Annotated in this window: 26 protein-coding genes; 12 read left to right on the plus strand and 14 right to left on the minus strand. The window is 66.2% G+C overall.

Annotated elements, in window-relative coordinates; genetic code table 11:
• The first annotated feature begins 23 nt into the window (after positions 1–23).
• Positions 24–1,370, plus strand: a complete 1,347-nt coding sequence (gene larC / locus Q0964_RS16830; RefSeq protein ID WP_299270049.1) for a nickel pincer cofactor biosynthesis protein LarC — start codon at positions 24–26, stop codon at positions 1,368–1,370.
• Here the strand turns inward: larC and Q0964_RS16835 are convergent.
• Complete coding sequence (locus tag Q0964_RS16835; protein WP_299269953.1) at positions 1,367–2,122, minus strand: hypothetical protein; 756 nt, start codon at positions 2,120–2,122, stop codon at positions 1,367–1,369. The genes larC and Q0964_RS16835 overlap by 4 nt on opposite strands.
• A gap of 75 nt (positions 2,123–2,197) precedes the next feature.
• Here Q0964_RS16835 and Q0964_RS16840 point away from each other — a divergent pair, with 75 nt between their 5' ends.
• Genes Q0964_RS16840 through radB form a run of 3 tightly spaced genes read left to right on the plus strand, consistent with a single transcriptional unit; the run spans position 2,198 to position 4,249 of the window.
• Entirely contained in the window at positions 2,198–2,605 is a 408-nt protein-coding gene (locus tag Q0964_RS16840) for a hypothetical protein (protein WP_299269956.1), read from the plus strand.
• 50 nt (positions 2,606–2,655) lie between these two features.
• A complete protein-coding gene (locus Q0964_RS16845; protein ID WP_299269958.1) occupies positions 2,656–3,510 on the plus strand; it encodes a hypothetical protein in 855 nt (284 codons plus the stop codon).
• A gap of 46 nt (positions 3,511–3,556) precedes the next feature.
• Positions 3,557–4,249 carry a DNA repair and recombination protein RadB gene (radB, locus tag Q0964_RS16850; protein WP_299269961.1) on the plus strand — a complete coding sequence of 231 codons (693 nt, stop codon included), beginning with the start codon at positions 3,557–3,559 and terminating at the stop codon, positions 4,247–4,249.
• Positions 4,250–4,359: 110 nt separating this feature from the next.
• Here the strand turns inward: radB and phoU (Q0964_RS16855) are convergent, their stop codons facing one another.
• The 6 genes from phoU (Q0964_RS16855) to Q0964_RS16880 form a co-directional block, all read right to left on the minus strand.
• The gene (gene phoU / locus Q0964_RS16855) at positions 4,360–5,046 is read right to left on the minus strand and encodes a phosphate signaling complex protein PhoU (protein ID WP_299269964.1); all 687 of its coding nucleotides are present in this window, start codon (positions 5,044–5,046) and stop codon (positions 4,360–4,362) included.
• Between the two features lie 305 nt (positions 5,047–5,351).
• Positions 5,352–6,020 (minus strand): phosphate signaling complex protein PhoU, encoded by a 669-nt coding sequence (phoU, locus tag Q0964_RS16860; protein WP_299269967.1) that lies wholly within the window; start codon positions 6,018–6,020, stop codon positions 5,352–5,354.
• Between the two features lie 3 nt (positions 6,021–6,023).
• The gene (gene pstB, locus Q0964_RS16865; RefSeq protein ID WP_299269970.1) at positions 6,024–6,983 is read right to left on the minus strand and encodes a phosphate ABC transporter ATP-binding protein PstB; all 960 of its coding nucleotides are present in this window, start codon (positions 6,981–6,983) and stop codon (positions 6,024–6,026) included.
• Positions 6,976–9,645 carry a phosphate ABC transporter permease PstA gene (gene pstA, locus Q0964_RS16870; RefSeq protein ID WP_299269973.1) on the minus strand — a complete coding sequence of 890 codons (2,670 nt, stop codon included), beginning with the start codon at positions 9,643–9,645 and terminating at the stop codon, positions 6,976–6,978. Before pstA ends, pstB begins: the two co-directional genes overlap by 8 nt.
• Positions 9,642–10,763 carry a phosphate ABC transporter permease subunit PstC gene (gene pstC / locus Q0964_RS16875; protein ID WP_299269975.1) on the minus strand — a complete coding sequence of 374 codons (1,122 nt, stop codon included), beginning with the start codon at positions 10,761–10,763 and terminating at the stop codon, positions 9,642–9,644. Before pstC ends, pstA begins: the two co-directional genes overlap by 4 nt.
• 91 nt (positions 10,764–10,854) lie before the next feature.
• Positions 10,855–11,919 (minus strand): PstS family phosphate ABC transporter substrate-binding protein, encoded by a 1,065-nt coding sequence (locus Q0964_RS16880; protein WP_299269977.1) that lies wholly within the window; start codon positions 11,917–11,919, stop codon positions 10,855–10,857.
• Between the two features lie 320 nt (positions 11,920–12,239).
• Between Q0964_RS16880 and Q0964_RS16885 the strand changes: the two genes are divergently transcribed.
• Positions 12,240–13,235, plus strand: coding sequence for a phosphate signaling complex PhoU family protein (locus tag Q0964_RS16885; protein ID WP_299269980.1), 996 nt, complete (start codon positions 12,240–12,242; stop codon positions 13,233–13,235).
• A 4-nt stretch (positions 13,236–13,239) separates the two neighbouring features.
• Here Q0964_RS16885 and Q0964_RS16890 read toward each other — a convergent pair whose 3' ends face one another.
• Both Q0964_RS16890 and Q0964_RS16895 read right to left on the minus strand, forming a co-directional pair.
• Positions 13,240–13,614, minus strand: a complete 375-nt coding sequence (locus tag Q0964_RS16890; RefSeq protein ID WP_299269983.1) for a 30S ribosomal protein S8e — start codon at positions 13,612–13,614, stop codon at positions 13,240–13,242.
• A gap of 83 nt (positions 13,615–13,697) precedes the next feature.
• A complete protein-coding gene (locus tag Q0964_RS16895; RefSeq protein WP_299269986.1) occupies positions 13,698–14,657 on the minus strand; it encodes a hypothetical protein in 960 nt (319 codons plus the stop codon).
• 156 nt (positions 14,658–14,813) lie between these two features.
• Here Q0964_RS16895 and Q0964_RS16900 point away from each other — a divergent pair, with 156 nt between their 5' ends.
• Positions 14,814–15,254: a DUF2240 family protein gene (locus Q0964_RS16900; protein WP_299269989.1), complete on the plus strand. Its 441-nt coding sequence runs from the start codon at positions 14,814–14,816 to the stop codon at positions 15,252–15,254.
• Entirely contained in the window at positions 15,254–15,634 is a 381-nt protein-coding gene (locus Q0964_RS16905) for a DUF7993 family protein (RefSeq protein WP_299269991.1), read from the plus strand. The genes Q0964_RS16900 and Q0964_RS16905 overlap by 1 nt, the downstream gene beginning before the upstream one ends.
• A gap of 1 nt (position 15,635) precedes the next feature.
• Here the strand turns inward: Q0964_RS16905 and Q0964_RS16910 are convergent, their stop codons facing one another.
• Complete coding sequence (locus Q0964_RS16910; RefSeq protein WP_299269994.1) at positions 15,636–16,289, minus strand: HAD family hydrolase; 654 nt, start codon at positions 16,287–16,289, stop codon at positions 15,636–15,638.
• Between the two features lie 105 nt (positions 16,290–16,394).
• On the opposite strand from Q0964_RS16910, the gene Q0964_RS16915 reads away from it, so the two are divergent.
• On the plus strand, positions 16,395–17,153 hold the full coding sequence (locus tag Q0964_RS16915; protein WP_299269996.1) for an SIMPL domain-containing protein: 759 nt from the start codon (positions 16,395–16,397) through the stop codon (positions 17,151–17,153).
• Positions 17,154–17,252: 99 nt separating this feature from the next.
• A complete protein-coding gene (gene pyrF / locus Q0964_RS16920; RefSeq protein WP_299269998.1) occupies positions 17,253–18,086 on the plus strand; it encodes an orotidine-5'-phosphate decarboxylase in 834 nt (277 codons plus the stop codon).
• Here the strand turns inward: pyrF and Q0964_RS16925 are convergent, their stop codons facing one another.
• Both Q0964_RS16925 and Q0964_RS16930 read right to left on the minus strand, forming a co-directional pair.
• Positions 18,087–18,932, minus strand: a complete 846-nt coding sequence (locus Q0964_RS16925; protein ID WP_299270001.1) for a hypothetical protein — start codon at positions 18,930–18,932, stop codon at positions 18,087–18,089.
• A 201-nt stretch (positions 18,933–19,133) separates the two neighbouring features.
• Positions 19,134–19,337, minus strand: coding sequence for a hypothetical protein (locus Q0964_RS16930; protein WP_299270002.1), 204 nt, complete (start codon positions 19,335–19,337; stop codon positions 19,134–19,136).
• 113 nt (positions 19,338–19,450) lie between these two features.
• Here Q0964_RS16930 and Q0964_RS16935 point away from each other — a divergent pair, with 113 nt between their 5' ends.
• Positions 19,451–19,990: a J domain-containing protein gene (locus Q0964_RS16935; RefSeq protein ID WP_299270006.1), complete on the plus strand. Its 540-nt coding sequence runs from the start codon at positions 19,451–19,453 to the stop codon at positions 19,988–19,990.
• On the opposite strand, the gene Q0964_RS16940 is transcribed toward Q0964_RS16935, so the two are convergent.
• Complete coding sequence (locus tag Q0964_RS16940) at positions 19,972–20,865, minus strand: MBL fold metallo-hydrolase (protein WP_299270009.1); 894 nt, start codon at positions 20,863–20,865, stop codon at positions 19,972–19,974. The genes Q0964_RS16935 and Q0964_RS16940 overlap by 19 nt on opposite strands.
• 91 nt (positions 20,866–20,956) lie before the next feature.
• Between Q0964_RS16940 and Q0964_RS16945 the strand changes: the two genes are divergently transcribed.
• On the plus strand, positions 20,957–21,631 hold the full coding sequence (locus Q0964_RS16945; RefSeq protein ID WP_299270012.1) for a phosphoglycolate phosphatase: 675 nt from the start codon (positions 20,957–20,959) through the stop codon (positions 21,629–21,631).
• A 93-nt stretch (positions 21,632–21,724) separates the two neighbouring features.
• On the plus strand, positions 21,725–23,365 hold the full coding sequence (locus tag Q0964_RS16950; protein ID WP_299270015.1) for a GTPBP1 family GTP-binding protein: 1,641 nt from the start codon (positions 21,725–21,727) through the stop codon (positions 23,363–23,365).
• A 170-nt stretch (positions 23,366–23,535) separates the two neighbouring features.
• Here the strand turns inward: Q0964_RS16950 and Q0964_RS16955 are convergent, their stop codons facing one another.
• Positions 23,536–24,216, minus strand: coding sequence for an HAD family hydrolase (locus Q0964_RS16955; protein ID WP_299270018.1), 681 nt, complete (start codon positions 24,214–24,216; stop codon positions 23,536–23,538).
• Between the last annotated feature and the right edge of the window lie 69 nt (positions 24,217–24,285).

Below are 24,285 nucleotides of genomic sequence, written 5' to 3' on the forward strand. Positions count from 1 at the left end.
GCGACGGCGACAGTTGCACGGACATGCGAACACTCGCGTTCGACGGCCGGATGGGGGCCAGCGGCGACATGGTGCTGGGGGCGCTGCTCGCGGCCGGTGCCGACCGGGACGCCCTCGCGCCCGTCGAGGATGCCGAGAGCCTCGACGTGACCTACGAGGACCGGACCGTCGAAAAAAGCGGCATCAGCGCGACTGCGGTCGACGTGTTGCTTGCCGGCGACGGCGACGGCCACGACGACAGTGACCACGGCCACGACGACCACCACGACCACACCGACGACGGCACTCACGACCACTCGCCGGACCCGGAACACGGCCACGACCACACTCACACCCATCGCGGAGGCCACACTCACGCGGAGGGACACGGGCCACGCCGCACGTATTCGGAAGTCGTCGAGATGGTCGACGGACTGGACCTGCCCGTCGGTGTCGCAGCGGACGCACGGACGGTCTTCGAGATTCTGGGCGAGGCCGAGGCGGCCGTCCACGGGACGGACCTGGACGACACCCACTTCCACGAGGTCGGTGCGGACGACGCCATCGCGGACGTAGTGGGGTGTTGTCTGTTGCTCGACGACCTCGGTGTGGATCGGGTCGTGACGACGCCACTGTCGACTGGCAGCGGTGAGGTGTCGATGAGCCACGGGACCTATCCCGTCCCGACACCCGCCGTCGTCGAGATTGCCGAGCGAGCCGACTGGGCGTTCCAGGGCGGCCCGGTCGACGTGGAACTGTTGACTCCGACCGGAGCGAGCATCCTCGCGCACGTCGCAGAGGGAGTCGAGCGACTCCCTTCGCTCCGCGTCGACGCCTCGGGATACGGCGCGGGCGGCTACGACTTCGAAGAGCGGCCCAACGTTCTCCGGGCCGTGGTCGGGGACAGTTCGGGTGGGCTCCGGCGTGAGGATATCACCGTCCTGGAGACGAACCTCGACGACGCGCAACCGGAGGTGCTCGGTGGGCTACAGGACCGCCTCGCCGACGTGGGCGCGCGAGACGTGTCGATCGTCCCGCTCACGATGAAGAAGTCACGGCCGGGCCACCTCGTGAAGGTGATAGTCAAGCCCGAGGACGCCGACCGGGTCGCCCGTCGGCTGGCCGAGGAGACGGGGACGCTCGGGGTCAGAGAACACGGCGCAGGCCACCGCTGGGTCGCCTCCCGAGAAGTCGTGACGACGACGGTGTCCGTGGCGGGCGAGAGGTACGACGTAGCCGTGAAACGCGCCAGCGACGCCGACGGAGCCGTCTACGACGCGAGCGCCGAGTACGACGACGCACTGGCGGTCGCCAGCGAAACCGACCTGCCGGTCCGGGAAGTGATGCGACGGGCAGAGACGACCGTCCGCGACGAGGACGGGGACGACTAGGAGTCGCCGTCTCTCTCGTCGGGTTCGTCGTCCCCGCGGTGTTGGGCCAACGCCTCCTGGATGGTCAACTCGCCGACGGCGACCCGTCGGGCGAGAGCCTCGTCGATGGCGCGGTTGGTCTCGGACTGGTCGCGGGAGCGCGCCTTGATCTGCTTGAGTTCGCCGGCCGTCGGTTCGATGTCGCGGGACTCGATCTCCTCGCCCTCGATGCGGGCGATGTTGACCGCCGCGAGCACGTCGCTCATCCCGCGCGCCCCGGTCCCGAGGTACGGGGTCGTCCCCGTCTCGTCGACCAGTTCGACGGAGACGTCCGGCAGGTCGTCGATGATCCGCGCGCCAGTCGTGCGCGCCCCGTCGCCGACCCGGACCAGCGGGTTAGCGGCGTCGTCGCACTCGTCGGCGACCACGTCGGCGGTCTGTGCGGCCGGGACGTGAAACGCCGCGACCACGCTGTCCCCGACCGTGACTGCGATGCCGGGTCGGTCGCCGGGGTCGATACCGATCACCGTGCGGCCATCACCGCCGCGCATGACGGCCAGCACGTCCTCGACGGCCCGTCGCGGCTCGTCCGGGTCGGCGGTGACCACGGGCACACTCACGTCGAGGTCTTCGTTCGGCCCGGCAACCGCGACAGACGCGCGGCCGGGGAGGGCTTCGTCGGGCTCCACGGTGGTGAAGCGGACGCCGCGGTCGCGGAGCTCGTTGACCACGCCGTGGTACACCTCGAAGTCTCCGGTCGCGACGACAATCACACGCAGACTTGGCGGGCCGGCGTCTTAGTCCCATCCAACCGGAACCGATTTCAGGCGAGGTCCGAATCTCCCGCCATGGACGTGGAGTTCGAGGCCGGCCCGCCCGAGGCCCGGCGTCGGCGGCTCACGATTCTGACCGGAATCCCGGCCCTGCTCGCGACGGTCGCCGGGACGCTCGGTCCCACACTCCTCAGCGTGCCGGAGTTACAGTACCTCATCGTCCTCGGCGGCGCGTGGCTGCTCGGGAGCTGGTTGCTGGGCCACCGCGACAGCTACCGACTCTCCGAGACGGGCGTCCGCCGGAGCGGCCGGCTCCGAACCCGTACCTACGACTGGGCCGACTTCGAGGGGTACGATGCCAGCGGCGATGCGATGGTCCTCCACCGCGCGGGGTGGCGACCCGCGGTCCGATTCTCCCTGTCCGGCCTGGACGACCCCGACCAGGTCCGCGAGGCCGTCGCCGAACACCTGCCGGCCGCGTAGCACGGCCCCGCGCCGAAAGAGATTTGTACATATCAGTCGGACGAACGGATATGCACGGCACGGTCCGCCGGCCCGCCCTCCAGTCACCGGACCCGCCGGATACGGTGTTCTCCCTCGTCGCAGGCCTGTACCTCACGTTACTGGTCTCACCCGCCGTCGTGGTTGCCACGGCGGTCGCGATGCCACTCGGTGCCGCCGGGCTGTACGTCGCCTTGTTGACCGTACTGACTGCGGTGGCGGCCGCAGTCACGGTCGGCGTCGGTCGGGTGCCCGGGGTCGCCGAACGGATCGGCGCGTCGCCGTTCGCACGCGGACTCGTCGTCCCGCCCGTCGTCTGTGCGGCCGGGTACCTGTTCGCGGCGAGCAACATCGAGACGGCCGGTGCCGACGGCGCTGCGCTCGTCGGTGTCGTCTTCGCAGTCGTCGGCGTCGTCGTCGGGCTGGCCCTCGTCGCGATGTCCCGGACCCGATACGCGACGGCCGTCGTGGACGACGAGCGTGTGTCCGCGGAGTGGACGGCGGGCTGGCCCCGGCCGCTCCGGGTCTGGTTGCAGGCCGGTGGGACGACCCTCTATTTCGGAGGGACGGCGCTTCTGTTCGGTGGCGAGTTCGTCGGCCTCGGCGCGTACGAGTGGCTCGGCGCGCTGGCGTTCGTCCCGGGCGGCGTGGCCATAGGCTGGGGCCAGCCCCGCGCATACCGCCTCTCACCCGTCGGAATCGATCGGAGCAACCACGTCCACCGACGACTCTACGAGTGGGACAGCTTCGAGTCCTTTTCTGTGACCGACGACGCAGTGATTCTCCGGCGGTCGGGACCCCGACCGTCCTTCCGCTGCTGGCGCGAGGAGATCGACGACGAGGCGGCGCTGATCGACGTGCTGGACGACCACCTCCCCCGGGCGTGAGCGGCGAGTGAGAGTGTTTTTCAGCGGTGGCGCCCAACCTCGGCACGTGAGCGAGCCGATTTCGACCGACTGTGAGGCCATCGACGGGTTGCTAGGTGGGGGGTTCGAGCGCGGCGTCGTCACCCAGTTGTACGGGCCGCCGGCCGCCGGCAAGACGAACCTGGCGCTCTCGGCGGCCGTCGCGACCGCGGCCCGCGGGGAGTCCGCCCTCTTCATCGACACCGAGGGCATCTCCGTCGACCGGCTCGAACAACTCGCCAGCGCCCGAACCGGCGCGGTCGAGGACCTGGCCGCCCGAATCATCGTCTCGGACGTGCTGGACTTCGACCAGCAGGGCGAGGCCGTCCAAGACGCAGCGGAGTTCGCCGACCAGGTAGAGTTGATCGTCCTCGATTCGGCGACGGGCTTCTACCGTATCCGCCGGAGCGAGGACGAGGAAGCCGGCGACGCCCTCAGGACCGTGGCCCGGCAGGTGACACACCTGCTCTCGCTGGCCCGCAAACACGACCTCGCCGTGGTCATCACCAACCAGGTGTTCACCGACCCGGACAGCGACCGCGCGCGACCGCTGGGCGGGCACACCCTGACGCACTGGTCGGGCGTGGTCCTCAAACTGGAACGGTTCCGCGGCGGGAACCGCCGGGCGACACTGGAGAAACACCGGGCCAAACCCGCGGGCGACTCGATCCAGTTCAAGATCACCGGCGAGGGACTGCAGTCAGTGGAAGACGTGCCGTAGCGGGAGAGAGCCAGCGCCCAACGGGCGCGCTCGCGGCTTTTTTCACGCACGTTTTTTGACGGGGGTTGAGTGCTCGCCAGCGGCGAGCGCGATTCCCCCGGAAAGAGGTGCTAGTAAATGAGCGCGCCGTCGTTCTCTGCCATGTACAGAGTTCGAGCGGCGATGTTGACTGCGTGGTCGCCGACGCGTTCGAGGTCCCGCACCGTCAGCAGGAGGCGGGAGACTTCGGTCATGAACGTCTCGACATCGTTTTCTTGAATACCCTCGCGTTCGTCAAGTCGGGTCTCGATGAGGTCACGCACGATGAGGTCGGAGGCGGCCTCGCAGTGTACGTCGATGTCGTTGTCGCGTTCGGCGATAGCGAAACAGTCCGTTGGACTCTGCTCGGCGTAGGCCTGCATAGCGTTCTCGACCATGTCCAGCGTCTCGTCGCCGATGGACTGGATGTCCACGTCGGGGAACACGTCTCGTTCGGCGTCGAGGGCGTACTCCCCGAGGTTCGTAGCCAGGTCGCCGATTCGTTCGAGGTCGGTGATGATTTTGAACGAGGCGGCGATGAATCTGAGGTCCCCGGCCACGGGTTGCTGCAGGGCGAGGAGGTCGATACAGTCCTGCTCCAGATCGAGATAAAGTTCGTTGACCTCGTGGTCGCCCTCAATTACCTCGCGGGCGAGGGCCTCGTCTTTGCGTTCGAGTGCGTCTAACCCCATCCGGAACCGTTCGAGGACGACTTCACTCATATAGAGAATGTCGTCTTCGAGGTCCGCCATCTGCTGCTGGTAGTCTTCACGCGGCATATTGCCCCCGTGAATGTCTGTATATAAAATCCTTTCGTTCAATCTATATACTCTCAATAGTCGACAATAGTATCGGTTAGTAGGGAGACTGCCGGAAACACCGGTCGTGGTCGGAGAGCAGCATCCGCGCGAGTGGAGCGAGCGCGGTTCACCGGACACGAGGCCTGCGGCCGAGCGTCCGGGAGGTTTTTATACTAAATTTTTGCGAGTAGTGCGGGACCGAAGGTCCCGCATACCGTGCGAACGGGCGGCTTCGCCGCCCGTGAGCAGAGGGGGTTGCCCGCGGCGACCCCCCGGGATAAAATTTAGTAGATCAGGACGTCGTCGTTTTCGATCATGTACAGCGTGCGAGCAGCGATGTTAACGGCGTGGTCGCCGATACGTTCGACGTCACGAACCGTCAGGAGGATGCGCGTGACTTCTGAGAGGAGCGATTCCAGCTCGTCGGCGTCGGGGTCGCGGTCGACGAGACGGCGGATCACCTGTTGGGCGACTCGCTCACAGCGGCCGTCGAGGTCGTCGTCGCTGTCGGCGATGGCCCGACACCGCGTGGCGTCGCCGTCGTCGTAGGCGGCTAGGGCGTCGTCGAGCATCGAGACGGCAGTCGTCCCGAGGTCAGCGATGCCCAGGTCGGGGAACATCTCGCTCTCGGCAGAGACGACGTAGGCCGCGAGGTTCGCGGCGAGGTCGGCAATTCGCTCGAGGTCGGTGAGGATCTTGAACGAGGCGGCGACGAAGCGCAGGTCGCCCGCGACCGGTTGCTGGAGCGCGAAGAGGTCGATACAGTCCTGCTCGAGGTCGAGATACCGCTCGTTGATCTCGGAATCGGCGTCGGCGATCCGGGCGGCGGTGGACACGTCGTGGCCGTCGAGGGCGGTGATGGCTTTCCGGAGTCGAGTCGAGACCACGTCGCCGAGTCGGACCACTTCGTCCCGGAGCGCGTCGAGTTCGCGCTGGAACTCGTCGCGGGGCATCTGTCACCCGAACTTGCCGGTGATGTAGTCTTCGACGCGTTGGCTCTCGGGGTTCTCGAAGATCTTGTCGGTGTCGTCGTACTCGACGAGCTCCCCGCCGGTGAGGAAGACCGCGGTCTGGTCGGAGATACGGGCCGCCTGCTGCATATTGTGGGTGACGATGACGACGGTGTAGTCCTCGGCCAGTTCGGTGACCAGATCCTCGATCTTCGAGGTCGCGATCGGGTCCAGTGCCGAGGCGGGTTCGTCCATCAGGATGACCTCGGGGTCGACGGCGAGACAGCGAGCGATACAGAGACGCTGTTGTTGCCCGCCGGAGAGGCCGAGCGCGTTGTCGTCGAGACGGTTGTTGACCTCGTCCCAGAGCGCGGCTTGCCTGAGCGAGCGCTCGACGAGTTCGGCCTCCTTCTCGGAGTCGTCGCGGCCGAACAACCGGGCCAGCAGTCCCTTGTTGATGTCGCCGTGTTTTCGCGGGCCGTAGGAGATGTTGTCTCGGATGGACTTGGGGAAGGGGTTGGGCGACTGGAACACCATCCCGATGCGTTTGCGGAGTTCCACGAGATTCGTGTTGGGATCGTAGATCTCCATCCCGTCGAGTTCGACCGAGCCATCGATGCGAGCGGCCTTTATCCGGTCGTTCATGCGGTTGAGACACCGGAGATAGGTGGATTTCCCACAGCCCGAAGGGCCGATGAGCGCAGTGACGCTCTTTTCGGGAATCTCCATCGAGACGTTCTTGAGCGCGTGGTCGTCGCCGTACCAGACGTCTAAGTCCTCGACAGAGAGTTTCGACGGGCCATCGAACCGATAGTCGGTCCACTCGTCTCGGACCTGCTCTTCGCTCTCGCCGGCCGTCGTGGTGGTCGAGGTCTCGACCCCGGTGGTCGTACCCAGTTGGCTGTCGGTACTCGTGTCGGTAGTGATGTCGTTCTCCGTGTCCGTATCGCTGATTTGGTTATTCATAGTTGATTTTCCTCCTGAAGTACGTCCGTGCAGTGATTCCGACAGCGTAGAACAACAGGACGACCACCAGTAATATAAATGCGGTGGCCCACCCCTTCGAGGGCGAGCCGCTGACGCCGGCCGTGATGATACCCCACACCTGCGTCGGGAGCGCGGCGGAGCTACTGAGCAGCGCCTCGTTCGTGACGAACGGCGGTGACGTGGTGAACTGGAAGCCGCCGAGAACGTCGGCGGCGGTCGTCGCGTCGATTGTTGAGCCGAGGACCAGAATGAGGGGTGCCGTCTCGCCCGCGATGCGGCCGACACCGAGAATGACCCCTGTCACGACGCCGGGCATCGCAGCCGGGATGACGACACTTCTGATGGTAGTCCACCGCTCGACACCCAGGGCGGCACTGGCGTCCCGGTACTCGTCGGGGACCGACTTGATGGCCTCCCGGCTAGTGATGAGCACGAGCGGGAGCAACATGAACGAGAGCGTCAACTGTGCGGCCAGCAGCGACAGGCTGTCGCCGAGCCGGGGAATGAGAAACGCCGCCCCAAACAACCCGAACACGATGCTCGGCGTACTCCAGAGGGCGTTGGTCGCAGTCTCGACCAGTTCGGTGAACCGCCCCTGTTCGGCGTACTCGGTGAGGAACACCGCCGCCCCGAGACCGAGCGGGACCGCGAACAGCGATGCTCCGATGACGATCCAGATCGTTCCGATGATAGCCGGGAAGATTCCGCCCGGTGCCTGCCCCAGCGGAATCGCTCCCTGTAGCACGGTCGGCCAGGAGAGCGAGCCGTTGGTCCCGACCTCAAGGGGCCCGAGGGCGAACACCGATTCGCTCGTGGCGGCCACGTGGAGTCCGACGAGGGCCACGTATCCAGTCGCGGTTGCGAGCGCGAGCGTCACCTCGTCACCGAGGACCCGGCGTCTGAGCGTGTCGTCCGTCGACCGCCTCGCCCGTGCGACGAGCGCGGCGATACACAGCGACGCGATGGCCGCGACCAACGCGACAATCGGCACGGGCGCGACAGGGCCAAGTTGCGGGTTCGACACGGCCGTCCACTCGAATATGACCACCGTCATCAACAGCGCGACGCCACTGAACAGACAGACGTTGAGCAGTTGTGCGCTCTCGTGTGCGCGCTCGGCGAGAGTTCCCTCGCCGGTCACAAGTGCCCCCAACGGGACGAGTGCGAACGCGGCGACCACGACGGCGCCCAGGGTCGCTATTCCGAGACCCAGCACCGGACCGACTCCGCTGCTGTTGAGGACGGGTCCAACCGTGAGATAAACTAGGCTCAGCAGTCCCAGGAGGGCGACGGCCGCCGGGACACCCTGCCGGACGAGCGAGAGGCGCTCGTACTCGGTCCCCACGTTCCGGAGACTGCCGTACCGCCGCAGGAAGTAGGAGAACAGAAACGCCCCGGAGAGGATGATCAACAGGTTACCGACGGTCAGCGACGGCGTGACGCGGACCGCGGTGTCGAGCATGACGGTGCTCCGATCGACCAGGATCGCGTACTGGTAGGGAATCTCGAACGGCGTCCCGGTGACGAGAACACCCAGCAGGAGGGCGGCGAGAGACCCGACAGCCGCGAGTGGAATCACGCGAAAGAACTGGCGGGCGGCCGAGTGCCACTCGTCGGTTCCCGCCGGGGCTCTGGCGTGCTGGGCTGTGAGAACCAGAATCGGAGCCAGGACGACAAGCAGTGACAGGGCGCCGATAGAGAAGTCGTGGAACGCCCAGCCGACGCCTTTGACGGTGACGAAGACCACGATGGCCATCATGATTGCGATCGTCAAGAACGCGTTGAGGTTGATAATAAAGAAGGCCCCGTACTGTCGTCCCCGCGCACCGAAGTCGGCGCGACACTTCGCAGCCGACCAACTTGCCAGCAACGAGCCGAACAACACGAAGACCGGAATAATCGAACCACCTGTGAACCCACCACTGAGGTTCTCCGGTGTCCACTGCCACCCGACGCCGATAGCCGCCGTCGTGATGGTCACACCCAAGACACCGATGAGCAACGCCGGCGGGAGCGTCGACCCGAGGTCCTCACGTGGGACTATGGCCAGCGCACCGAAGCCGATTCCCAGCACGATCGCACCGAGCAGCCAGACGGGGACGCCGGGCACTGCAGCGTCCAGACCGGGGATGGAACCGACGATGATTGCGCCGACGAACGCACCAATGATACCGAACACGATTCCGGCGAGCAGACCGGCACTCATGCTCGGAGCTGTATCGACGAGTTCCAGTCGCGAGACGACGCCTGCCGTTGCAACGAGAACGGCCTCGACGAGCATGGCGAGACCGAGCATCGTCGCCAGCGAGACCGGCAGGACGAACGCCGCGAGAGTCAGTCCCACGACACCGACGACCAGGCCGACTGCCAGGCCCCGGACCCGCTGTGACGTGATTGGAATTACGTTCGCGTACGAAAACAGGGCGACGATTCCGACCCCGCCGACCACGACACCGAGGAGGGCGGCGAAGAAGTTCACCAGTTCCGTCCCGGTGGCCGCGAGCGGAACGGCATCACCGAACGTGATCATCCCGACGACGAACGTGACGATGCTGAGGGCAATCGCCACGTCCATCGCCCTGTCGTAGCGGTTCGATTCCGCGCTGACCAGTTCGTTTTCGCGTGCGTACCCTTCGCTCATTGTTGGCCCTGTAGTTTCTCGTTGATACGTCGCTCGACGTACTGTGAGACGACGCTCATCCCGGCGACGATGACGAACAGCATGACACCGGCGACGAACAGGACGTCGACAGTGCTAGCGGAGGCACTTCCGTAGTTGTGCGCGATAGCACTGGTCAACGTCGAACTCGCGTCGAACATGTCGAACAGTGGAATCGTCGGCTGAACGACCGCCCCCAGAATCGCGGCGACGGCCATCGTTTCGCCGATGGCACGCCCCAGGCCGAGAATGATCGCCGCCGAGATGCCCGACGAGGCCGCCGGCACTGAGATGCTCTTCATCGTCTGCCACTTGGTCGCGCCCATGGCGGCGGAGCCGTCGCTCATCGCACTCGGAACACTCGACAGCGCGTCCTCCGAGACGGAGACGACGGTGGGTAACGCCATGATACCGACGACGATACCGGCGATGAGGTAGCTTGCGCCGTCGTCGAGGAACGACTTCTGGATGAACCCGTTGAGGACGACGAACCCGATAAATCCGTAGACAATCGACGGGATGCCGGCGAGGATCTCCACACCAGGTTTGGCGATTTCCCTGAGCCGGTCACTAGCAACCTCGGCGATAAATAGGGCTCCCATGACACCTAGCGGTGCGGCGATGAGTCCGGCGATGGTGGTGACGATGACCGTTGACCAGATCAACGGGACCAGTGAGTAGACACCCGCACGCGGGTTCCAGAACGAATCGGCAACCGGGAGGACGACGTCGAGCCAGAAGAACCACTGGGGGCCGCCGTCGATAATAGGAATCGTCAGGAGGTCGAGCCCGTGTTTCCCGAATGCCGGTGCCGCACTCACGAAGAGATAGACGGTAATCAACGTCACCGTCAGCACGGTCAGCACCGTCGCAACGAGCGTCAGTAGCCGCGCCATCTCCGCCTGGTGAGTCGTCCACCCGAATGCGGTCACGACGAGAAACACGACGAGCGTCGGGAGTGCTAGTCCCGGCATGAGGAAGATCGTGACGAGCGTCGCTATGAGCAGGGCGACTGACGACCCCACCGTCCGGAGGGCCCCCTCAGACGGGTCCTCCCCGAGTATCGCGTTCTGTACGTCCGCCGTGACTGCGCTGAGCATTCAGTGTATCACCGCGTATTTTGTTGTATTCATTAGCTGATTTCTAATTCTATCGATTCGACACGATCCCAATAAAAAATTCGTGGCGGCCTCAGGACTGCGACGGTAACTTGTCTTTCTGTTCCTGCTGGCGGCGCGCCCCGAGCTTGAAGTAGTTGTTCGGGCCGACGAAGGTGTCCTGCCCGAAGTTGTGCAGGACCATGTTGATGACCGCAGCTTCCTTTTTCGAGGTCCCGTCCCACGTGTAGCAGTGTAGGTCACGCGAGAGGGGGTAGGCGGTCGAGTCCAGCCCGTTCTGGTCGTCCCGGTAGGCGTAGGTCGTCCCCTGCCACTGGAGCGAGATGGGCGAGAGGCCGCTGGTGTCGAGGAACGCGAGCGCAAGGTAGCTGATCGCGTTGTCGGCCTGCCCGACAGCCTGGGCCAACTGCTGGTTCTGACCGTACCGGTTGTCGACCGTGGTGTCCTCTTCGGGGTTGCCGAAGGTGTTGCTGACGAAGGCCGTCCGGGTGCCCGACCCTTTGACACGGGCGAGGACCTGAATGTCCCTGTCCGGGAGGTTGCTGTCGAGCTCCTGCCAGTTTTCGACGCGGCCTTTGTAGATGTTCTTGAGTTGGTCGCCCGTGATGCCGTCGAGACCGGCGTCGGCGATCTCCTGGGAGACGACTAGCGGCTGGCCGTCGACACCGACGACGTGGTCGACGAACTTCTCGTAGGAGTCACGGTCGGGGAGTTCGTCCTCGACGTTCCCCGAGGAGTTCCCGATGTCGTACTGGCCGTTCTTGACCTTCTCGACGCCCGTCCCGGAGTGGGACAGGCCGACGGTGAACTTGAACGGCGGCTGGGTGCTGTCCGTGGCCTCGAAGCCGTAGAGGCCGCCCCAGTAGTCGGCTAGGTTCTCGTCCGTGTCAATATCGTAGTCGGCGGCAGGCCAGTACTCCGTGTCCGAAGCAGGTCGGTTCCCCTGCCAGTAGGACGCCGCCGTGTTCATAATCGGGTAGACAGTCGAGGACCCACCGGACGTCAGTGTGCCCGGACCGCTACTCCCACTCCCGTCGCCACCACCGGTACAACCGGCGAGGGCTGTCCCTATAATCCCAGTTCCAGTTGCAGCCACGAACTTCCGGCGCGAAAGGCCAGAATCTGAGTCGTGTGTCATCACCAGATACGGGTATTCAGATAAATAAATACTCTGCTATTACTTGTACCGATGTGTCTATTGTCTATATATCTGTATATGTTATTGGGTAGTTGTATAGCGCCATCCGGGTGTGATAGCCCCCTTTTCCGGCGGTTCGGTTGGGTTACAGGTCGTGTTTTTACTGCAAACGTGGTCGGTCGAGCGGGGTGGATGTGGGTAGCAGTACGAGGTGACACCCTCCATCAGCCGACAAAGTAGTTACTCGTTTTACATGGGTATTCGGACAGATCATATATAGACATGGATTCATTTATTGGGGAGAAGTCGGAATGGTTGGTATGGAGACGCGCAAGGTGCAGGTCACGGGCGGGTCGACGTACACCGTGTCGCTCCCGAAGGACTGGGCGACAGCAAACGACGTGAGTGCGGGCAGCGTCGTCGAATTTCACGCAGAGGACGACTCTCTCCTCCTCTCGCCGAAGCGAGACGAGGAGCGCACGGAGGGCACCCTCGACGTGAGTGGGCTAGAGGGCGACCAACTCACGCGCGCTGTCATGACGATGTACGTCAGCGGCTTCGACATCATCAGACTGGAAACACCGCGAGTCAGCGCAGAGCAGCGACGGACCATCCGGCAGGCCACGCAGGGGCTCGTCGGCTTGGAGACTATCGAAGAGACCAGCGAGCGGGTCGTCCTGCAGGACCTGCTTGACTCCTCGGAGCTGTCGGTTCACAACGCCATCACTCGCATGCGGTTGGTCGCGCTGACGATGCTGTCCGACGCGGTCGATGCCCTCGTCGAGAACGACGAGGACCTGGCGTACGACGTGCGCGAACGCGACGACGACGTGGACCGGCTCTGGTACATGATCTCTCGGGTGTTTCGCTCGGTCCTGCGGGACCCGACGGCGGCCTCCCAGATCGGGCTGCCCCGAGAGACCTGTTTCGACTACCAGTCCAGCGCCCGGCAACTGGAGCGCATCGCAGACCACGCCTCGAAGATCGCCCGGTTGTCGATAGAAGTCGACGATGTATCGGCGGAGATTGCCGACGGACTGTGCGAACTCCGCGAGGAGGCACTGGCGGTCCCAGAAGCCGCGATGAATGCCCTGCTGGAGGACGACGCCGAGGAGGCCACCCGGCTAGCGACGGAGGCTCGCTCGCGCATCCGGCCTATCGACGATAGCGCCCGGGACATCGACGACCGCATCCACCAACTGGACTCACAGACCGCACAGGTACTGGGCCTGGTGGTGGACTCACTCTCCAGAACCGCTGACTACGGTGGGAACATCGCCGAAAGCGCGCTACAAAAAGCCGCACCGCGGCCCTGAGACGTTACTCGTCGACGAGGACGCCGTTGACCTGGCCGTCCTGGCCGGGACGGGACGTGACGCGGACGCGACCCTCGCTTGTTTCCAGAATCGCGCCTTTGGTGATGATGTTCCGTCGCGCGTAGTTGGGGTTCGCGTCGTTCGCCTCGACGTTCTCGATGTCGGCGGCGACGACGTCACCGTCGGTCGCGATGCTCGCAGTATCGGCCTCGATAGCCTGCACCTTCTCGGTGTTGCCGCGCTTCTCGACGAACTTCAGTTTCCCGTCGCCGACCTGTGTCTCGGTCGGTTCGCCGCCGAGTTCGTGTTTCTTCTTCTTGTGGTTCGGTCGCAGTCGGCCGCCGGTCCGTTTGCGCGGGGAACGTCCCTGATCTTTCATATTTCAGGATTCGCAGGCGCCCACTTGAACCTCTCGACTCGCCAATGCCGTGGCCGCCACCGGTCGGGATGCTCCGTACCTGCTCAGGCGGGCCCGAGGTCGTCGAGCGCGGCCTGTACGGCACCGAAGTTGACGGGCGGTTCGAACGCCGCGAGGGTGTCGTCGACCGCCGAAATCACCTCGTCGTACTGCTCGCGCCAGTCGGGCCGGGCCAAGTCGTCGAGTCGGTCACCGAATTGTTCCCGTCGGAGTTCGAGGTCTGCCAGTCGCTCGCCAAGGTCGTCGAGGTCGGTCGTGTCGTCGCCCGCCCGCTCGGCCCAGGTCCGAACGTCGGCCAGTTCCACACGGGCGTCCGCGACGACGAGTTCGTTCACCCGCTGTCGCTGGGTCAGTGCGAACCACTGTGTGGCCGGGTCGGGTTCGTCCTCCCCTATCGCTTCGGGGTTGGCGAGGCGGTCGGCGGCCGTTTCGAGGTCGTCGAACGTAGACTCGATTGCCGCCACGTCGGTCGACAGACCGGTGATTCGGGTCGCGTGACTGTCGAGCCAGCGCTCGAACTCGTCGGCGTCGGTCGCGAGTCGCTGTGCGTCCCCGTGAGCCGCGTCGGCGTCGGTGCCGAGGTCCCGCAGGTCGCGGACGTACTCGTAGACGGAGTCGCTGTACTCGCGTCGATGGACGAGGTCGTGGAGCCGGTCGGCCAGGTCTCTCGCCCGCGACTCGATGGAGTCGGCGCGGGCATCGAACGCGTCCAGCCGCGCCGACACGGTTTCGAGGTCGGGCGCATCGGTTGCCGCCTCCTCGACCTCGTCGACCCGCATAGCGGCGAACTCCGCTCGGCCCTCGGCGTTCGAGACGGCCATCGACGTATCGGATTCGAGTTCCGTAATCCGGTCCTCGGAGACGATGCGGTCGAACGCGACTTCCGCGAGCACTGTCCGAACCGTCTCCTCGTCCGGGCGGTCGTCGCGGGCCGCGACCTGCGCTGCGGCCTCCGACAGTGACAGTCCCGTCACGTCTCCTGACGCATCGTTTGCCTGATCCATATACTGGAACTGTGTCGGCGGCCCGATTAGCGTTTCCCACTCGGCGTACCGGCTCGTGGCCGTTCGCCCGCGCCCCGGCTACCGACCTGCTTCGTCCACGGAACTCCGGATCGGGTTCCGATGGGTTTAGGTTAGTTCCGGTCGCCAGAGGCAACGATGAGTCTCCGGACGGCCGTCGCCGCCCCGTTCCGCCAGGAGGGCCGCGCCACGATGGGGGAAAGTGAGTTCGTCGTCGCCCTCTCGCTGGACCGGGACTGGTTCACGCCCGACCAGGCAAAACGTCTGCTCGACGTGGCCGCCGGCGAGGGCCTGGTCACTCGCACCGAGGGCGAGGTCGAAGCCGAGTTCGATCCAGACGGCGTCGACGTGCCCGAGGGGTTCGTCCCCGACGAGTCGATTCTCCAGCAGCGCTCGACGTTCGAGCGAGTCCTCGACGCGCTGGTGGCGGCCGGCACGGAGAAACAGGCGGCCGTCGCCGAGATCAACTCCCTGCAGGCGGACCTCGGGGTGACCGTCGAGGCCGCGGCAGTGGTCTACGCCAAACGGGAAGGACTGGACGTGCGGGACGCCGCCAAGCGAGCACTGGGTGACCTCTGATGGTCGAAGACAGAATTACGGACGGGACGCGTATCGCGCAACTACTTGCGTCGGAGATTACGGGACGAGAGACCGGCCTGCTGGCCGCGATGGGAGTCGCCGACGCCGAACCAGATGTCGAACCCACCGCGGACGGTGCCTTCGCCTACGGGGTCGACCACGACGGCGAGCGCGTCGCCGACGTGGCCGTCCAGCCCGAGCGGGCCTATCTAGAACTCGGGACCGGCGTGGACGCCGGGGCCGAGGCCGCCGCCGCCGCAGGTCTCCGAGTGCGACCGAAAGCTGTCGAGCCGCCACAGACGCTCGTGTTCGTCGAGTCCGGGGCAGCGGTGAAGGCGGCCGTGGACGTCCTCGTCGCGGCCGCTGACGCCGAGTCCTGAATCAGAGGGTCGGAAGAATCTCGGGGAGTCGGGCGACCAGTTCGTCGCGGTCGACGACGGCGTCGGCCGCCGCGTGTGACTCGGGACCGCCGGGATACAGCACCTGCACGGTGGCGAGGCCGGCGTCGGCAGCGCCCTCCACGTCGACCGCCGGACGGTCGCCGACGTACACCGTCCCGGCGCGGTCGACGTCCAGGTCGTCACAGACCGCCGCGAAGGCTCGTTCGTCGGGCTTTCCGGTCGGGAGCGAGCCGGTGATGACGACAGCATCGAACAGGCCCGCCCAGTCCAGCGTCCGGAGTTTGTCCCGTTGGGCGGCTATCGGACCGTCTGTCAGCAGCCCGACCCGGTAGGATTCGTGCAGGTCGGCGAGCAGGCCCGGCACGCCATCGACGGGAACGAGTGCGTCCTCGATGGCCAGTCGGTAGGCCATCGCCAGTTCGTCGGGGTCGGTGTCGTCGGTCACCAGGCGCTCGAATATCGGGGCGCGGGTCTCGGTCGCCGCGACCGTGCCGTGGGCGTCAAGATAGGCCGCGCGTTCGATGTCGTGAGCGCCGGCCCGCTCGGTCGCGTCGTCAAGTAGCGCCTGACGGTCGCGGTCGGTGACCGCTAGCGTGTAGTCCAGATCGAACACGACAGCGTCGAACGACGACATTCGCTCCCTTCTAGTGGCCCGTCGGATTTGAGTGTTCCCAAAGAGTCAAATCGGTGTTTGACTCTCCAGCGAGTATTCATACCGGTCCGACGAACCGACAGTTGCATGCGAAAGACGATCGCCCTGGCGCTCGCCGCCGCCGTTGTCCTGACGGTCGGTGCGGCGGGCACGGTTTTCGCGCTAAACGGAACCGGCACACAACCAACACAGACCGCCGCCGACGGCGGGAGCAGCCAGACGGTCACCGTCGCCGGCGAGGGGTCGGCCAGCGCACGACCCGACCAAGCCGTCCTCCGCTTTGCCGTGACGGCCGAGGGTGACGACCCGGCCGCGATCCGGTCGGAACTGTCAAGCGGTGCCAGCGACCTGCGGAGCGCGCTCTCCGATGCCGGCGTCGCCGAGGATGACATCGAGACCGTCGGTTACAGCATCGAGGAGCCCCGGCGGCGCGCCCCGCCGGGAGAACGTGACCAGAGCGGTCCCGACCTGCGGGGCGCTCACACCTTCGAGGTGACGCTCGCCGACACCGACCGCGCGGGCGCTGTCGTCGACGCAGCGGCCGGCGCGGGCGCCGAAGTCGAGTCCATCCAGTTCACGCTGGCGGCGGATACCCGCAAAGACCTCCGGGACCAAGCGCTGGAAAGCGCGATGAACGACGCGCGTGGACAGGCCGACACGCTCGCCAGTGCGGGCTCGCTGTCGGTGACCGGTGTCGCCAGCGTCGACGCGACGAGCAGCAACTACCGCCCCGTTGTTTACGACGCCGAGCGAGTGCAGGCTGGTGGCGGCGGAACGGCAATCGAGACCGGCGACGTGTCGGTCTCGACGTCCGTGCGGGTCGTCTACAACGCCAGCGAGGCATAGCGAGAGCCATCGCTCGTTTCGCTCACGGGACAGCGAGCGGACGAGACGAGCGGACCCGTCGATAGGAAGCTTGTAGTGAGTGCCGGGCCAGCGCCCAGTATGACATTTTTCGACCGACTGGCCGACCGCATCGACACGGTCGATAGCGTCGTCTCCGTCGGACTCGACGCCGACGTGGACCGGCTTCCCGAGCAGTTGCTCGACAAGGACCTCCCGCGGTGGGCGTTCAACCGTCGGATTATTGACGCCACACACGAACACGCCGCCTGCTACAAGCCCAACGCGGCCTTCTACGAGGACCGCGACGGCTGGGCCGCGTTACAGGAGACTATCGCCTACGCCCACGGAAAGGGCGTACCAGTCCTGCTCGACGCCAAGCGGGGCGACATCGGGAACACCGCCCGCCGGTACGCCGATCTGCTCGATTCGGCCGACGCCATCACTGCCAACCCGTACATGGGCCGGGACTCGCTGGAACCGTTCCTCGAACGCGCCGATGCAGGTGTGTTCCTACTCTGTCGCACCTCCAACCCCGGTGGCGCGGACGTCCAGAGCCTCGAACTCGCCTCCGGCGAGCCTGTTTACGAGCGCGTGGCCGCGCTGGCCGACACCTGGAACCGCAACGGCAACGTCGGCCTCGTCGTCGGCGCGACCCAGCCAGAAGAGCTCGAAGCGATCCGCAGAGTCGTCCCCGACATCCCATTCCTGGTTCCCGGCGTGGGCGCACAGGGCGGCGACGCCAAAGCCGCCGTCGAACACGGGCTCGCCGATGGAGTCGGCCTGGTCAACTCCTCTCGCGGCATTATCTTTGCGGGAGAGGATGGCGGGGCGGGCGGGGAGCGAAGTGACCCGCGAGGCACGGGCGAGGACTTCCACAAGGCCAGCGGGCAGGCCGCCAAACAGCTGAAACAGCGGCTCAATCAGTTCCGTTAACTACGGACGACGTCCTGTCGTGTCGCGACGCGGGAGCCAGCAGTCCAGCGCCTGAACGACGGTGTCGAGCTCCTCGATATCGCCACGGGAACAGCGGATCGGCTCTCTGAGGCGGCGGTGGAGGACGAGAACGTCGTCGGTACGACTGTATCCCGACAGGTGCGACCACGGAACGGTCGTCGGAGAGTCGTCGGGATCGATCAACAGTCCGTCGGGGTAGAGTTCGAACGTGCGGGGCGTTCGGTCCGCGAGGAACTGGGCGGTGAGGAGACCGGAGAGTGTCGTCCAGACGACTAAAACGACTGCGTCCGCGGTGAGGAGGCCAGCGAATGCCCCGGCGACGATCGGGGCGACGGCGAGGGCGCACAGCGACAGCTGTCGACGGGTAACACGCCAGGAGCGTCGCGCACGCCAGGTAACTGTCGGCTCCCGACCGTCCGCCATCCAGTCCGTCAAGACACGGTTGTCGATTGTCACGACGACGACAGCGAGGAGCCCGGCGGTCGCTCCGAGTGCCAGCGACGACATCGTGACAGACGGTTCGGGCCCGACGGTGACGTACGCCGCCCAGGCGTGTGTCAGGAAGACGATGGCGGGAACCGAAAACAGCGTGTAGTGGAGGCGGGTCCGGGCCAGTACCACGGCGAGGTCGGGGACAGTCACCGCGACGACGGCGGCACCCACGACCACGGCCCCGGCGGGCACGAGGGCCGCCTCAACCGGTGCGACCCTGTCGGTCGACGCGACGAACCAGAGAACGACGACGGAGCCGGCGTACAGGCCCAGCGCGGCAGCGAGGGCGGCACGGCTTGGCCACGACTGCTCGACGGGTCGATCGGAGTGCACAGTAGACGTGATAGCCGAAAGAACAGAAAGCGTTGCGATTACCGTGAGTGGTCGGGGATTACGCACTGCCGTCGGCCACGACGGCGCGACGGTCGGCGGAATCGGACAGGGACAGCGGCCTCCCACGGGCTCGTCGAGAATCGGTCCATCGCGGCCGAAGTTTCCAGAGCCCGCCGGTGACCGGAGTCGAGGCGCTGTCGCTCAAAACCGGTAGGTGTCGACGCCGTCGGGTGTGTTCTGTGGTTGCCGTTCGCCGCCGGGGCCGCCGCCGACAGCGGAGAGACACTCCACGCAGAGGTCGGTCTCGTCGTCGAAGTGCTTCTCACAGACTAACTGGGCACACCGCGAACAGGTGTGGCTGACGCCGCCGGTCGCACAGACTTCGCAGTTTCCAGAGACGCTCATACGAAACTGTAGCACGGCCAGCCATTTGAACCCTCCGTGGGCTGCACGGTGCGCTGACGGCAGTCAGGGCCGCAGTCGAGAGGCTTACGAGGGTGCGGGACGAACCGCCGAGTGTGGATCACGACCGGCTCATCACGGGCATCGCGGTCGCGCTGGCGGGGTGTGCAGGAGTGTTGACCCTCCTCGCGTTCGTCTACAACCTCGCGATTCTCGCCGTAGCGGCCGGTCTCGGTGCTGCCGCCTACTTCATGTGGTACCAGGCCAGCGGCCGTCTCGCGGCTAAAATCTACCGGTCGGTCGAGGACCAAGCCAGACAGAACGGCGGACGGGAGCGTTCCCGGAATCGCGAAACCGGCGGGTTCGGTGCCGGGCCACGCGAGGAGTGGACTGCACCGGGCGGCGGCGGGCAGGGACGCCAGCGTGCGGGCCAGCAACGGCAACAACGGCACCGGCGCCGACGACGCGCACCCTCGGCGAGCGAGGGGCCGAGCAGAGCCGAGGCCTACCGAATCCTCGGGCTAGACGACGACGCCGACGAGTCCGAGGTCAAGCGGGCGTACCGGCAGAAGGTCAAGGAGGTCCACCCCGACACCGACAGCGGCGACGAGGAGCGGTTCAAGAAGGTCAACCAGGCCTACGAGCGGTTGACGTAGTCTGTGCCGTCGAGATACCGGCAGACGCCGACCACGTCCCGCCGCAGCGTCGGGCTCTCCCACTCCGGGCGTAACTCCTCAAGCGTCGCGCCCAAGTCGTCGGTCGCTGCCCTTGCCGTCTCGACTGCGTCGACGAACTCCGGGAGGAGTTCGGCGTAAGCGCGCAGCTCCGCCACCGCTTCGCCGAGTTCGCCGGGGCCAAAGTGGCTGTACAGCGTCCGCGACGGCTCCAAGTCGAGCAGGCGGTCGACAGTATCCAGATTGGCCTCCAGGTCGAAACTCGGCGGCGGGGTCGTGGGGGCCACCGTGTCCGAACGTGGGTCGAACGCCCCGACGGCGTCGGCCCCGAACAGGGTTCCGCTGTCGGGTTCCAGCGCCACGTAGTGGTGGGGCGCGTGCCCCGGCGCGTCGTAGAGTTCCAGTCCGCGGTCCCCCAGGTCGAGGACTTCCCCGCCCGAGACGGCGCGACAGCGGTCCTCGGGGACCAGTTCGGGGTCGCCGTAGGGGGCTTCCATGCCGATGGCGGCCTCGACGCTCTCGACCAGCCGGTCCAGTCGCTCGGCGTCGGTGAGATAGGGGAGGCCGCGCTCGTGGACAACGGCAGTGGCGTTCGCACAGGCTTCCAGCAGGCGGGCAGTGCCGGCGGCGTGGTCGAGGTGGACGTGACTGACGACGACGTGTTCGACGGCGGCGGGGTCGATGCCGACGGTTTCCATGGCCGCGAGAATTCGCTCCGCGCCTGACACCGTGCCCGCGTCCAGAATCGCCGGTTTCGCGGCGTCGAGCAGGTAGGTCGCCAGCATCTTCGGCGTACCAAACATCTCGTTGTCGACGAAGTACGTGTCGGGACAACCGTCGACGGATGGGGCGTCCATATCCACGAGTGGGACCGCGGTCACTTATCATATACGAGCCACTACGCTGTGGCATGCACGCGACGAGCGAGACGACTGGGAGGGTTGCGCCGTGACGCCGCCGCTGGCCGTCGACATCGACGGGACGCTGACGGGGCCGAACCGGGCCATCGACCCGCGGGTGATGAGCGTCCTGCAGGAGTGGGACGACCACGTGGTCGTGGCGACCGGGAAGGCCTTCCCCTACCCCGTCGCGCTGTGTGAATTTCTCGGGATTCCGATCACCGTGATCGCCGAGAACGGCGGCGTCGTCGCCGTCGCGGGCGAGGAGATCGTCTTCACCGGCGACCCCGACAGCGCCTGGGCCGTTGCCGAGGAATACGAAGCCGCCGGCTACGGGTTGGGCTGGGATGAACCCGACTTCGTCAACCGCTGGCGCGAGACCGAGATCGCCGTCGCGCTCGACCAGCCACTCGACCCTCTCGAACGGATTGCGGCCGACCACGGTCTCGAAGTCGTCGATACCGGCTTCGCATACCACGTCAAGACGCCCGACGTGGACAAGGGCAACGGACTGGAAGCCGTCGCCCACACGCTCGGCGTCGACCCGGAGGCGTTCGTCGCCGTCGGCGACTCCGAAAACGACGTGGCGACCTTCGAGACCGCGGGCCGCTCCGTTGCCGTCGCAAACGCCGACGACAGCGCCCTCGCGGCGGCCGACGAAGTGACCGAAGCCAGCTACGCCGACGGCTTTCTGGAGGCAGTCGACCGGACCGAGACAAGGTAGTCAGGCGATATTCCGACCCCTATTTATATGAACTGTGCTAACAGCACACACATTCCGAGAAGGCTTTTAATAATGGTCCCCTAACCAGAGCGTATGAGCCCCGACCGGGCCGTCCTCGAACGCGCCATCGAGCGCGGCGAACAGGAGGGCGGCAGCGTCGAGTTCAAAGAGCGGCTCACGAAGGACCTCCACGCGACGGAGGGACGGTTCGAGAGCCTCGCGGCACAGTTACGCCACCGCGTCCTCTCGGGCGACGGTGAGGCTACCTACGTCGTCGGCGTCACCGACGACGGCAGCTTGGCCGGCATCGGCCCCGAAACGTTCTCCGAGTCGATGGACGTCCTCTCCCTGCTGGCCGAGGAGGCCGGCGCACACATCGACGACGTTGAGACGTGGGGCGTCGACGGCGATACCGCCACGAAGGGGGCCTCCGGCACGGACGGTATCGTCGGCGTTGCCACCGTTCGTGAGGGTGCGGTAATGTCCGACGACGAGCATATCGTCGTCGGGACCGCCGGCCACGTCGACCACGGCAAGAGCACGCTGGTCGGCTCGTTGGTTACCGGCGACGCCGACGACGGCGAGGGCGGCACCCGATCTTTCCTGGACGTCCAGCCCCACGAGGTCGAGCGGGGTCTCTCGGCGGACCTGTCCTACGGCGTGTACGGCTTCGACGACGACGGGCCGGTCCGGATGGACAACCCACACCGAAAGTCCGACCGCGCACGCGTCGTCGAGGAGGCCGACCGTCTCGTGAGCTTCGTCGACACCGTGGGCCACGAGCCGTGGCTCCGCACGACGATTCGCGGCCTGGTCGGGCAGAAACTCGACTACGGGCTGTTGACCGTGGCGGCGGACGACGGGCCGACCAAGACCACCCGCGAACACCTGGGTATCCTGCTCGCGACGGACCTCCCGACGATGGTCGCTATCACGAAGGCGGACCTCGTCGACGAGGAGCGACTCCGCGAGGTCGAACGCGAGGTCGAGCGCCTGCTTCGGGAAGTCGGGAAGACACCGCTGCGTGTCGAGCGCCACGGTGTCGATGCCGCCATGGAGGAGATCAGCGAAACCGTGGTCCCCGTTCTCACGACCAGCGCGGTCACGATGGACGGACTCGGCCAGCTGGACGAGTTGTTCAAGCGCCTGCCCAAGACTGCCGGCAGTGACCGCGCCGGCGAGGGCTTCACCATGTACGTCGACCGGACGTACAACGTGACCGGCGTCGGTGCGGTCGCGTCCGGTACCATCCGCTCCGGGACCGTCGAGGCCGGCGACGAACTCCTGATCGGGCCGATGCAGGACGGCACGTTCCGCGAGGTGGAGGTCCGGTCCATCGAGATGCACTACCACCGCGTCGACGAGGCACAGGCCGGCCGGATCGTCGGCATCGCACTGAAGGGCATCGCGGAGGTCGACATCGACCGTGGGATGGTGCTGGTCCCCCGCGAGGCCGACCCCGAGCCAGTCCGGGAGTTCGAGGCCGAGGTCATGGTGCTGAACCACCCGACCCGGATCGGCGAGGGCTACGAACCGGTCGTCCACATCGAGACCGTCAGCGAGGCCGCCGCGTTCTACCCCGAAGGCGGCCAGTTGCTCCCCGGCGACTCCGGCGAGACGCGCGTCCGCTTCAAATTCCACCCCTACTACGTCGAGGAGGGCCAGCGGTTCGTCTTCCGCGAAGGGCGCTCGAAGGGCGTCGGGACCGTGACCGACGTGAGGCCAGTGGAGTGACGCCGGGTGAGCGCGGCGAACTCGACGAGAACACACCCGGAACGACGCCGGGCGTCGCGCAAGACAGTTTCGCGGTCGCTTTGTTGCTGTTCGGCTGCCGGGTCAGCGCACAGTCGATAGCGTCTGTCACGTCCTCGTGAGTGTCGAGCGGCTGGTCGCGTGGCCAGGTCTCAGTCGTCCTCCCAGGGCGGGTTTTCGAGGTCGGCCATCGATGAGAGGACGTAGTCCGGGGTGCTGGTAGGTTCGGAGCCGTCGGTGAGGAGTGCGGCCTGGATACCCGCGCCGTCGGCCCCACGCACGTCCTTGTGGACGGTGTCGCCGACGTGGACGGCGCGACGGGGGGCGGTGTCCAGCGCGTACAGCGCCTCGTGAAACGGGCCGGGTTCGGGTTTGGGCGCGGTGTCGTACCCGCCGTAGACGATCACGTCGAAGACGTCGCGGATGCCGAGGGCGTCGAGTTTCGGGTCCTGGGTCTCGGGGCCACCGTTGGCGACGAGTGCGAGGTCGTAGGCCTCGCCGAGCGAGTCGAGCGCCGCCAGCGCGCCCGGGAGCGGTTCCACGTCGCTGTGGTCCCGCATCGAGGCGTAGAGGGCCGCGAGCCGACGGCCAACGGCGGGGTCCCGGCCCGATTCCTCTGCGAGGGCGGCGAAAGCCATCTCGCGACGCTCGGCGCGCGTCTCGTCGGTGACGACCTGCATGAACAGCTTGTTTCGGTACTCCGCCGGAGTAAAAAAGCGGTCGACGCCCAGTTCGTCGAAGGCGGTCGCGAGCAACTCCGCACGGGACCGCCGGTACTCACAGAGCGTCCCATCGAGGTCCAGAAACACCGCGTCGAGCGGCCAGTCGTCCATCAATCTCGGGTTCGCGGTCCGGCGATTAAAGGGTTCGGCCCGTGGCGGTTCCTGCCGATCGCCGCGGGT

The sequence above is a fragment of the Halorientalis sp. genome, from assembly GCF_028275115.1.
Classification (GTDB): Archaea; Halobacteriota; Halobacteria; order Halobacteriales; family Haloarculaceae; genus Halorientalis.